The 10,048-nt window shown below is 60.8% G+C and carries 10 protein-coding genes; 5 read left to right on the forward strand and 5 right to left on the reverse strand.

The window, feature by feature from the left end; all coding sequences use genetic code 11:
* The coding region (locus E5W70_RS27865; RefSeq protein WP_292664510.1) for an SDR family oxidoreductase at nt 1-721 on the forward strand (721 nt) is incomplete at its 5' end.
* Between the two features lie 223 nt (nt 722-944).
* Nucleotides 945-2,189, forward strand: a complete 1,245-nt coding sequence (locus E5W70_RS27870; protein ID WP_292664512.1) for an NAD(P)/FAD-dependent oxidoreductase — start codon at nt 945-947, stop codon at nt 2,187-2,189.
* Between the two features lie 85 nt (nt 2,190-2,274).
* Here the strand turns inward: E5W70_RS27870 and E5W70_RS27875 are convergent, their stop codons facing one another.
* On the reverse strand, nt 2,275-2,715 hold the full coding sequence (locus tag E5W70_RS27875; RefSeq protein WP_292664514.1) for a DUF2267 domain-containing protein: 441 nt from the start codon (nt 2,713-2,715) through the stop codon (nt 2,275-2,277).
* Between the two features lie 237 nt (nt 2,716-2,952).
* Here E5W70_RS27875 and E5W70_RS27880 point away from each other — a divergent pair, with 237 nt between their 5' ends.
* Both E5W70_RS27880 and E5W70_RS27885 read left to right on the forward strand, forming a co-directional pair.
* Nucleotides 2,953-3,324, forward strand: a complete 372-nt coding sequence (locus tag E5W70_RS27880; RefSeq protein WP_292664516.1) for a VOC family protein — start codon at nt 2,953-2,955, stop codon at nt 3,322-3,324.
* A gap of 884 nt (nt 3,325-4,208) precedes the next feature.
* Entirely contained in the window at nt 4,209-4,670 is a 462-nt protein-coding gene (locus E5W70_RS27885; RefSeq protein WP_292664518.1) for a hypothetical protein, read from the forward strand.
* Between the two features lie 39 nt (nt 4,671-4,709).
* Here E5W70_RS27885 and E5W70_RS27890 read toward each other — a convergent pair whose 3' ends face one another.
* The 3 genes from E5W70_RS27890 to E5W70_RS27900 all read right to left on the reverse strand — a co-directional run bounded on the left by E5W70_RS27890 (nt 4,710) and on the right by E5W70_RS27900 (nt 8,489).
* Nucleotides 4,710-5,384, reverse strand: coding sequence for a response regulator transcription factor (locus E5W70_RS27890; RefSeq protein ID WP_292664520.1), 675 nt, complete (start codon nt 5,382-5,384; stop codon nt 4,710-4,712).
* Complete coding sequence (locus E5W70_RS27895; RefSeq protein ID WP_292664522.1) at nt 5,381-6,823, reverse strand: sensor histidine kinase; 1,443 nt, start codon at nt 6,821-6,823, stop codon at nt 5,381-5,383. Before E5W70_RS27895 ends, E5W70_RS27890 begins: the two co-directional genes overlap by 4 nt.
* Before the next feature lie 148 nt (nt 6,824-6,971).
* A complete protein-coding gene (locus E5W70_RS27900; protein ID WP_292664524.1) occupies nt 6,972-8,489 on the reverse strand; it encodes an alpha/beta hydrolase in 1,518 nt (505 codons plus the stop codon).
* A 279-nt stretch (nt 8,490-8,768) separates the two neighbouring features.
* Between E5W70_RS27900 and E5W70_RS27905 the strand changes: the two genes are divergently transcribed.
* The gene (locus E5W70_RS27905) at nt 8,769-9,272 is read left to right on the forward strand and encodes a hypothetical protein (RefSeq protein ID WP_292664526.1); all 504 of its coding nucleotides are present in this window, start codon (nt 8,769-8,771) and stop codon (nt 9,270-9,272) included.
* A 114-nt stretch (nt 9,273-9,386) separates the two neighbouring features.
* Here the strand turns inward: E5W70_RS27905 and E5W70_RS27910 are convergent.
* On the reverse strand, nt 9,387-10,048 hold a 662-nt coding region (locus E5W70_RS27910; RefSeq protein ID WP_292664528.1), incomplete at its 5' end, for a nucleotide-binding domain containing protein.

The following is a 10,048-nucleotide window of genomic DNA, read 5'->3' on the forward strand; positions in this document are numbered from 1 at the left end:
TGGCGCAAACGTCGCGGTCCACGACCTCGATTGGACCCGGCCATCTCAGTATGGCGAATTCGCGGACCTCGGCGACTCTGCCCGGGGCTTGGAGAAGCATGGGACGCGCATCACCGCGGTCACCGGCAACATCGGCGACAAGCAGGCCGTCGCCGAAATGAAGAGGAAGATCGAGGTGGATCTCGGCGACGTGCACGTCTTGGTCAACTGCGCCGGCGGCGACATCGGCGCCAAGGGCGTAAAGCCCAGTCCCAACAACGCGCTCGACATCGAATACGAAGACATCAAGGTTCTGACCGAGAACAACCTCATCGGCACAATGCTGGTCTGCCAGGCGTTCGTTCCGCCTATGGTCAAGCGCGGCTCGGGCTCGGTGATCAACATCGCCTCGGCGGCAGCGCATATCGGATGCTCGCCCGAAGTGGTCTACTCGACGCTCAAGGCAGCCGTCGTCCATTATACGCGCTGCCTCGCCAAGGAATTGATCGAGGATGGCGTACGCGTCAATGCAGTGAGCCCTGGCGCTACCAAGACGGCACGGTTCCAGGCGAGCCGCGTGGTCGACCCGCAGCGCATGGATTCGAGCAAGAAATCGCTGAACCGGTATGCGGAGCCGGAAGAGATCGCCGAAGCGGTGGCCTTCCTCGCCGGTCCCCGCGCGCGCTTCATCAACGGACAGGTAATCCGCGTCGACGGCGGCTTCACACTCTTTCCAGGTTAAGCCGCGACCGTTGCCGGTTTCGGATGAGTATTTGGTTGTGCCGTGATCCGATAAAGCTGTTATCGTGCCTCGCATCGGGGGCGAAGCCCATGCAGATCGCGGGGATGGGTTCAGGCAGCATCGGCTGCTGTTTGGCGGTTGTTCGCCGGCCAAGGCGTTACGCTGATGGCGTTGGTGCCGCCTCGAATCGCTGCAACGGCGCTAGCATCAGGATCCGCGGCAAATGAGGGACAACGCCAACATCCTCGATGCGGTGGTGGTCGGGGCCGGTTGGGCCGGCCTGGGCGTCAGCTATTCGCTGGCACGGCAAGGCTTGCGCCATGCCGTATTGGAGCGAGGCCGCATCGGACAGACTTGGCGCACCCAGCGGTGGGATTCTTTCCGGATGAATACCCCCAACGTTCAGACCGTCATGCCAGGCGACTTCTATGACGGTTCAGATCCGTTCGGTGCCCTGACGCGCGACCAGTTCGTCGCCCTGCTTGAGGATTTCGCCAGGCGAAACGAACTACCGGTCGAACCGGACACTGTTGTGACCGAGCTCTCCGGTGGGCACGGGAATGGCGTCTATCGGTTGACCACCTCGCGCGGCACAGTTTTGGCACGCAACGTGGTGATCGCCAGCGGTGACTTGAATTGTCCGGTACGCCCAGTTTTCGCCGCTGCCTTGCCGCCAGGCCTGCGCCAGATCGATGCTTCTGATTATCGCAGCGCCGCTGATCTCCCGGCTGGAGCGGTGCTGGTGGTCGGAAGCGGCCAGTCCGGTGCCCAGATCGCGGAAGAACTGGCGGAAGCAGGCCGAAGGGTCTTCCTTGCCACCAGCCGGGTCGGGCGGCTCTCGCGGCGCTACCGAGGTCGCGATATCATGCTCTGGCTCGTCGAAAGCGGGTTTCTCGATGTACGTCGAGATGAAATCATTCGACTTGCGGGGCGCATTCCACCTCGTGGTCTGCTTGGGGTAGAACACACGATAAGCCTGCAAGGGCTCGGCGCCCAAGGTGTCGTGCTGCTGGGGCGGTTCGCAGGCGTCGAAGATGACGGCCGTCTGTCGTTCGCCGACGATCTCGAAGAGCATGTTCGTTTTGCGGATGAGGCCTCCGCCAACGTTAAACGCTATATCGACGAATACATCAGCCGCTCCGGAATCGATGCCCCCGTTTCGGAGCCGGATCCAGCGGATACCGTCACAGCGCAGCTGCCGAATCCGGCTGTCCGTTCTCTTGATGCTGCCGAGTCCGGCATCACGACCGTCATGTGGTGCACCGGCTTCAGGGGTGACTTTAGTTGGGTGAGGCTTTCCGGTCTGCTCGACCCGGAAGGACAGCCTGTTCACGAGGATGGCGTGGCCGCCCTGCCAGGCATTTACTTCGCCGGGTTGGATTTCGCCTCCACGCGCAAATCAGGCATAATATTGGCGATCGCCGAGGAGGCACATCGCCTTGTGGAACACATCGTGCGGCATTCGTGACGACCTGGACACCGTCGGCAGGTTTCTAAACGTCAGCGTTTCGAGGCAGTTGGTCGGTCGCGCGTCCGTATGAGCGGGATCGCCACTATTTGACGCCCACGCTTTCAGGCCAGAGAGCCTGGATTTCCTTTGGCAGGGCGTCCCGTACCTTTGCCGACTGACCAAGGTCGATATGCCGTGCAAGCACACGCAGCACCGAGCGGGCCGCATCCTCGGGATCGACAGGACGGGTCGATTTCAATTCATCGGCGATGTGTTGCAGGAACTTCTCGAGCGAGCGTGTCTTGTCGGGCATGTCGGCGGGCCGATAGCGATCATAGTAGGCGCCGCGCACGAGCAGCGGCAGTTCCGCTCCCAATTTGGCCGCCAGTCCGATCTGTAGCCTGTCGCGAAGGGTTCGCAGAACGGCGCCCAATGCATGCCAGGCGACGTGTCGATCTGGACCAAGATCCGCCATGACCTCGTCAAGCCAGATGTTTGTTATTTGCAGCGTTTTGTCAAAAACGTCCAAGCCGGTTGCGCTCATCGTCGCCTCCTCGAAAGGTTCTGCGGGCAAAACGGCGACCGGAGATAATTGTTTCGTGGTCCTGTGAAAATGTCCGTCGTAGGGAGCTTTGGCCAACCCGGCCACGAAGTCTCCGACCGAACCCGGATATCTCTTGACTGACTGAGCGGCCCGCGCCGACAATGGCATTGGGAAGATGGCGGGATGTCGCCCACGGTGTTCGGCACCACTTGGCGATCAAGCTGCGAAAGGGCTGTCATGGATTGGAAGCTGGAACTAGTCCCGGTCCCCGTATCGGACGTCGATAGGGCAATCGCCTTTTATGTTGGCAAGGTCGGCTTTCATCTCGATCACGATCACACCGTAAGCGACGAGATACGTTTCGTGCAATTGACGCCGCCCGGTTCGGCCTGTTCGATTGCCATGGGCAAGGGCCTCGTCGACAGCCCCCCGGGATCCATAAAGGGCCTGCAACTGGTCGTGCCCGATATCGATGAGGCACACCGGTACCTGGCCGCTCAAGGTATCGAGGTCAGCGATATCAAGGATTTTCCCTGGGGCAGATTTGTCTTCTTTGAGGATCCCGACGGCAACACCTGGTCTGTCCAGCAACTTCCACCTCGCAGCTGAGGCGGCGCGCTACTGTGTCGGGCACCATGCCGTGTTGAAATAGTCCTCGGTGCCGGTGCCGATAAAAGCAATCGCCAAAAGAAAAGGCCGGACTGTTGAGCCCGGCCAAGCGTGAAGGTCTGTAACCTCCAGAGGGGAACGCGCCGGACGCAATGGGAGGAGACATCCGACGCACCTTAGATATGGGTCTGTATTGGTGACGTTTCAACGACATCGCAGTGACCAACGTCGCTGTTGCCATAGTGCCAGGAACGCAAAGCATTCGAGGGAAACGGTGGATCGCAGCCGCCAGGTGGATACAAAGGGCGCCGAACGCAGGGCGGGGTCCATTGCCCCTGGTATTGGACTTCAGTCTGTAAGACTGTCGACCAAGGACCTGCATGGCCAAACTTTGGTCCGAGGCTGCTATCGCAAAAGCCCGAAACGCGACAGTTTCAGGAACCGAGTTCCGATGGCCCCGTTGCGATGCCGACTGTTACAGGAGGCCGCTATGGACCCGAGCGTTCACCAGGCACGTTGGCTGCTTTTTCCGTTATTTGGCCTGTGTTTCGGGATCACGGCAATTGGATTCATAGTTGGCTGATGGTGGGAAGTCGGCGCTTTCGCCGAGACGCAACCAAAGGAAGGCAAAAAACTTGCGCAGTAAATAGTCCCTTCCTGCGCTAGCGAGACCCACCAGTTACCATCGTGGAACTGGTGGGTCTTGACGTCCCGGATGCAAACCATTGTTTTAAGCATCACACGAATTCGAACAGGAGGCAGTACGACAGGTCCGTATGGTTAAGGGCATTTCCGACATGCGACTGGCAAGTTCACTGATGACGACCCGGAGACGAAGGACCGGATCTTCACGAGGACGTCGTGTCGGCATTTCTGTAGTCGTGTTGACCTTCATTCTCGTCGTGAGCCCCTATCGCGTCATGTTCGACGGACCGTCGCCGACGCTCGGCCCGCAAACTGCCTGGGCCAAAGATGGTGGTAGTGGCAGCGGGAACGGAAATGGCAATGGGAACGGGAACGGCAATTCCGGCAATCCAGGTGGAAACTCTGGCAACTCAAATTCGAATAGCAATGCGGGCAAGGACAAAGCAAAGTCGCAGGAGGACAATCCCCCTGATCTGGCCCCAGCGGTAAACCCCGACAGCAGGCCAAAACTCTTCATCAATGCAACCACGGGAGACCGGGTCGAGGTGAGCGGGCCGAGCATTGGCGTGGTGCATTCGAACGGCCTCAGCGAGCGCATTGATAGCGGCCAATATGAAATGCGGGATGCCAAGGGTCGCACCATCATTCGGCGCCTGGCGACGCGTTCCGATCGGGACAGGTTGCTTGAAATGATCAACTGAGGGCCAGTTCACATTGCCGCGCCGTGCGGCAATTTCGGCTCAAGCATGATCACGAACAGGCGGATGCCGGCGCTCAGTCGCGTCGCGCAAGGTCATCGCGGCTTCGGTCCTGTTGCTGACGTTGAGCTTGGCCAGGATTCGCGTCATGTGGTGCTTTATCGTTTTCTCATGCAGGTTCAGCCGAAGCCCGATCCGCTTGTTGCTCAGTCCCGCGGCCACCAGCGTCAGGATCTCCCTTTCGCGGGTGGTGAGTTCGGCGAGTCCGTCAGCTTTCGCCGGCTCTTTTGATTGAGCCGACAGATCGGCCAACAGGCGCGCCGATAATTGTGGACAGACATATCGTTCGCCCGACGCTACCGTGCGCAGGATCGCAGCCAATGTCTTCGAGCCGACCCCCTTCAGAACATAACCCCTTGCCCCGCTCTGCAACGCCGTCATCACGTGCTGGTTTTCTTCCGAAACGGTCAGCATCACGATTTTCAGTGCCGGATGCCGCTCCAGGGCCGGTCCGATCACGCCAAGGCCACCTCCGGGAACCGAGATGTCCATCAGCAGAATGTCGGGCCGCTGGTCTTCGATTATCCGCAGGGCATCGTCTCTGCTGCTTCCTTCACCGACGATCTCGAACCCGCCGATCTGATCGAGCGTGCGCACAACGCCTTCCCTGAACAGCGGGTGGTCATCGACGATGGCGAGCTTGATGGCTACTGTCATGTCTGCCCCATTTCAACGATGTTGAGGGCCATTCTTACGACTGTGCCACTCTGTGAGGAGGTCACGGTAAACTGGCCCCCGAGGCTTTCCACCCGCTCGCGCAGCCCAACGAGTCCCAGCCTCTCGGGACGCACGATTTGCGGGTCAAAGCCGGGGCCGGCGTCGGCCACTTCGATACAAACGCGCTCGCCGTCGAAATGTTTCTCGACCGACTGACCTTCACCTCCGGCATGGCGGAATCCATTGTTCAGCGCCTCCTGGACGAAGCGGAAGATGCAGATCTTGGCCGCTGGCGACAACGGCGTATGGCCGCCGGTCATCGATAATCTCACTTTGACGCCGGTTCGTTCTTCGTGCGCCTGTACGGCAAGCTCGAGAATTTCACCCAGTTCGGCATGCTCGACATGCGGCAGGACAAGGCCCTTGCTGATGCTCCTGATCTCGCGCATGGCATTGTCCAGATGTGCTTTGATGGCCAGCAATTCCTGTGCACGCTTCGATTGCGGCGTAGCGGGATCGCCAATGACGGGGCTGTCGATCCCCAGCGCCGCAAGAGCAACCAGTTGCGCGGGGCCATCGTGCAAGTCCGCACCGATGCGCCTGAGATAGCGTTCGTTAACTGCGGTGGCACGCTGCGAGGCCCGCTGCACCCGCAGCCTCAACAGTCTGTTTTGAGCAAGCAGATCGGAAAGCTCGGCAATGCGCTGCTTCAACGAGCGGCTCTGTGAGCTGATCGTGCGGCTGCCACGGAACACGATTGCCGACAGCCCGAGAAAGAAGGCCGCTGTGACGGCGGCAACGTCCAGCCAGGTTCGAATGAGTGCCTGATGCAGGTTTCTTTCAAAGTCAGTGGCGACCTCGTAGAATTCCGAAACGGCCACCACTTCCCCCGACCATGGCTGCAGCACCGGATTGTAGATCTCGAGGAGATGCAAGCCGCTGGCTCTTTCGGCCTCGCTGTCCGGATCGTCGAGCTTGTCGAACTCCGAAACCATTTGGCCTGCGAATGCCGCCCGGAGATTGTCGCCGGGGTCAAAGCGCTTGCCGATCAATGTCTTGTCGGTCGAATACAGGATGGTTCCGTCGCGACGCCAGAGCTTGAAGGATTCGAGCCTTGTGCCGAGTGCCCCTTGCCCCAGCGTTTCATCGAGCGCATGGGCGACGCTCTCGTCGAGGACTTCGCTCTTGCGCATATCCGGAAGCAGCGGCGCGATAACGCTGTCCACGTAAAGAGCCGTAGCGGAAGCCGAATTCTGCGTGACCACGGTTTCTATGTGGCCCGTGACTGAAATCCCCACCACAACCATGGCCGACAGGGAGAATAGACCGCCCGCGAGCAGGAACTGCGTGGCCAGCGACAGCGCATTCCAGCGGTCGACGAGGCTTGTCCGCCTGTGTGGCCTGGTATCCCGAATGGCCCGCTCGGCAGCACGCCGCACCAGTGGCGCGATTCTGGAGAGCCGGCTAATCCGCTGTCGAACGTCGCTAAAAGACGCCATCCTAGGTGTGTAACCGATCAATCGCGATGGAACTAGGGCCTGATGAGAGGGCGAACAGCGCATCCGGCGCTTTTTTGCGCAAACCGTCTCATTGCGTCGTTCGGTAAAGCTCGGACGCGGCCTGCTTCAGTGCCGCCCGTCCATCCGGCCTCAGATACATCATGTGCCCGCCCTCCAGCACCTCGGTGCGAATGGGCTTTGCGCCGGCAAGCGAAGGAATTTGACCAAGCAGGTAGCGCGAGCCCATGTACGGCGTCACCAGGTCGCTGTAGCCGTTGACGATAAGCACGCCGAGGCTGGGGTTTAGCACGCGCGCCTGTTGAAGGTCGTCCATGACGCCCGCATAGCCCTGACGCGTCGGGCTCGTTCCATAGTCCCAATTGCCGCTGACTTCGCGGTTGAGAAGCCGATAGCTGATATCCGTGCGGAAGTTCAATTCATCACGCACATAGCCGACGAAAGCGGAGGTGAGCGCCGGCACGCTTCGATCGAGCACCGGATCGGGACCCTCGACTCCCAGGCTCTCTGGCGCCACGTCCGCTGTAGCGATGTTGCCGTCATAGGCGCTGAGAACATTGCCCTTTGCCCGTGCAAACTCCTTGGCGAAGAGCCCTATGGGAATGCGTGCAAAGTGCCGCTGGACGAGATCGAGCGGCAGACCGGTGATTGCGGCGACACGCTGGCTCGCCAGGCGTCCACCTTGCTCCAGTCCACCGGCCAGCGCGGCCAGATAATCGCCGAGCGCATAGCGTTCGACTTCGGCCAGCCGCTCCTGCAGAGCCGGGCCGGAAACGCCTTCGCTGTGCAGGCGCACTGCCGCCAGCGACGGCAGTTCCAGCGCCCAGTGGAGCGGCTGGAACTCGTCCGGGCGCACCAGCGTGAATTCGAGCGCCGGCGAAATCAGCACGACGCCGCTCGGGCTGATTCCGATGTCTTCCTGAAGCTTCCTGGCGAGCAATGCTGCTCGAAAGCCGCCATAGCTTTCGCCAGCCAGGAAGACAGGCGATGCCGTACGGTTGGTCTGCGCCAGATAGAGCCGGATAAACGCGCCTATCGACGCGGCGTCCTGGCTGACGCCCCAGAAGCTGTGTGCTTCCGTGCCGGGCGCTTCACGGCTGTAACCGGTTCCGACAGGGTCCACAAAGACCAAGTCGGTCATGTCGAGCCAAGTGTCGGGGTTATCGAACAGCCTCTGTGGCGGCGGCAGGAAACTTCCATCGGCCGCCGTCGCCAGGACCCGCGGACCGAGCGCGCCGAGATGAAGATATGCGGAAGCTGCTCCCGGACCGCCATTGAACACGAAGGTGATCGGGCGCCGCGGATCCGGTCCCATGTCTTTCCCGGGGTGCAGAGCATAGGCGACATAGAAAATCTCGGCGGTGATATCGCCTTTACCGGACGGCAATGACAGCGTGCCGGCCTTGGCCTCGTAATCGAGCGTTTGTCCGGCAATGACGATCGAATGATCGGAAGTCTGCGGCGGTGGCAGGAGCGAGAGAACCCCGCCTGTGGGCGGCGGCCGCTGGGCCGTCTCCGCATGACCGACCCCAGCTCCGGCAACCAACAGCAGAAGAGCGAGGGCGATTTCTTGCAGCTTGATAGGCATGACGTCTCCGGAGCAATTGGCTGAAACTAGCACATCGTCGGCCGAACCAAAGTCACAGCACCGTGCGCCAGTACGTCTGACAAGAAGGGATCGGTTTGGGAAATCCGATGCCCAGGCGGAAGATAGGGCGCGAGGGTCACGGCGGCAGCCTCAACCTCTTGCAGCAGATGCGTGCGGCGGAATGACGTACCAAACGACTTCGTGAATTTTCTGCCGGTTGACTCGATTGGCCCACTTCCTAGGTTGGCATTCGGGGCTCCCGTGCAATCCGAAGTCGGTATGACATCTTTCCACACCCGAAAGCTTGCCCTTCTCCTTCTATCGTCAAGCGCCGCCATCCTGTCTTCCTGCGTCATGCCCGACGACACCTCGAGCACTGCGAAGGAAGACGCCACGGCGGCGGCAGCCCGCAAGGAGATGGTCGGCCTTAGCGAGGCGGACATTCGAATGTGCGCCGGCTTTCCGACCGCCACTGCCGATGTCGGCAAATCCGGCCAGATCTGGACCTATCAGCGCGTCGTTCAGCGCGGCAATCTCAACATTGTGGTTCCGACGGTGGCCATTGGCCCGGTCCCTGCGCTCGGAGGTTCCGTCAACGTCGCCCCCGGCGGCTATTGCAACACACAAATTCGAATGGTTAACGGTCATGTTGCCGAGGTTGCCTACGCCGGCGACAACAACCTGCCGAACAACCGCGATGCGCTCTGTGTCAGCACGGTGGATGCCTGTGTCGCCTATGCCCGTCAGTATCATCCAAGCAGGGCAATAGGCCGTACAAGATAGCGGGATGAGTGGCATTGCCGCTGATCTGAACGCCTGAAGTTTTCTGGTTTGCCGACTAATGATTATCCTGGATCTCGATTGAGCATCACCGATTTGACCAGATATTCCCCGCTCTCAACCGCCGACCCCATCGCGAATAGCGGAGAAATAGCGGTCGGTTCCGACCTGCCCGCCCTTGAGGGCAATTTCCAGCCCGTCGATCGCCTTGATGCGCGAATGCGCCACACAAAGCGGCGAACCCGGCGATGCCGGCAGCGGCATTCGCACCGTCAGCGCGTCGACGCACATCTGGCCCAGTGCATGGCTCGACGTGTCGCCGCCGGCGATGACCACGCGCAGTAGCTCCTCTTGAAGCGTCAGTTCGCGGAGAAGCTCGCCAAGGCCGCGGCCGAGCTTATGGCGGGCGCCTTCTCGGAGGTCGATTTCAGCACCGCGGTCGGCCGCAGGTCCGAGCGCGGTGTAGAGGATGACGCTCCGCCCGGCCCGTAGGCTGGAGCGGCCGGTTGCAACCGCGCGCGCAATAGCGTCGTTCGAAGCTTCGGAAACCAGTTCGACCGGGTCGAGCTCGATCCCGTCGAAGCCTTCGGCCAGAGCATGCCGGATCTGTCGTTCCGTCGTCGGCGAGCAGCTCCCCGAGACCACGGCGATCCTGCCGGCAGCGCCCGGCGGCGAAAAGGCGGGTTTGGCATCCACGATCCGGTTCAATGCCCATTCGGCCAGCAAGGCATATTCGATGCCCGAAGAGCCGACGACGAAATAACCGCCCGGCTTGCGAG

Origin of the sequence: Mesorhizobium sp. (genome assembly GCF_005063415.1) — a bacterium.
Taxonomy (GTDB): domain Bacteria; phylum Pseudomonadota; class Alphaproteobacteria; order Rhizobiales; family Rhizobiaceae; genus Mesorhizobium.